At 37.9% G+C, this 985-nt stretch carries 2 protein-coding genes; both read right to left on the bottom strand.

All coding sequences use genetic code 11. The features are described 5' to 3' along the window. Positions 1–312: 312 nt before the first annotated feature. Positions 313–585 (bottom strand): PspC domain-containing protein, encoded by a 273-nt coding sequence (locus GMD6S_RS09495; RefSeq protein ID WP_001092787.1) that lies wholly within the window; start codon positions 583–585, stop codon positions 313–315. Between the two features lie 59 nt (positions 586–644). Continuing rightward, positions 645–985, bottom strand: a 341-nt coding sequence (locus GMD6S_RS09490; RefSeq protein ID WP_000386036.1) for a SprT family protein, incomplete at its 5' end; no start/stop codon positions are given.

Below are 985 nucleotides of genomic sequence, written 5' to 3'. Positions count from 1 at the left end.
CGCTCGATATCTTTTTGACTTGGTTTTCTTGTTTTCTTTTGTAAAATTCTTTTCATGGTTTTGCTCCTTTATTCTTTATGAGTCTAGTTTATCGCAAAAAAAGATGGCTTGCCATAACCTAACCTTACAAAAGAGACTTTAATCTTACATTTTTGTAAGATTGAAGAATATCAAGCAATTTCGCTATCAATATTTTACCATAAAAGAAAGGCAAGAAGAAAACCCTTGCGGATGCAAGGGTTAGGATTCACTACTTTTTCTAATTTCTTCAAGAAACAAGGAAATCATCTATAAACTATTTCCAAATCCGACTCACCAAAACCGTCCATCATTGTCATAAATGGCCTCAGCATCCTTACGTTTGCGTGGTCCTGTTCCGTACATTTCTGCTTCAATCTCTTCCTTAGTTGGCAGAATAGAGGCGAGGATGATGTAGATAATCACACCAATCCCAAAATTTGATATGGTAAAAATGGCAAAGAGAAAGCGGACTAGAGTTACATCAAAATTCCACTTGTCTGATAAACCAGCTAAAACTCCCGATACCATACTATTTCGTTTCATTTTATAAAATTTTGTATTCATGATTTGTTCCTCTTTCGGTATTCTTACAAGTAGTATATCATGAAACGGGGGCACAAACATCAGTCCTTAGGCCGATTTAGGATGACGAGTTTACCACGGCAGACGCCACAGCGATAGCACTTGGTATCAATCTTCCTCTTTCGTTGATAGCGTTGCTGGCAGGATTGACACTGATAAACTAGGAAATTACTTTGGGCTCTCAAAGGGGGAACAAAGCGTAGTCCATCCACTTCTTTCAAAAGTTCCTTAAAATCTCGGTCCTTATGCCGATACCCCTTTTTCTGAAAATAAAGGTGATAGTGACAGAGTTCATGGCGCACGATTTTCCGAAAAACCTCCAAACCAAGTTCATTATAGACCTTGGGATTAAAATCCAAATGCCCATCTTTAGGGAAAAATC

It is taken from the genome of Streptococcus sp. GMD6S, from assembly GCF_000297015.1.
This window is presented reverse-complemented; position numbering and strand designations above follow the sequence as displayed.

What these genes read in the sequence shown, in the direction of transcription:
- GMD6S_RS09495 (WP_001092787.1), bottom strand. Translation starts at nt 585, where the DNA reads ATGAATACAAAATTTTATAAAATGAAACGAAATAGTATGGTATCGGGA.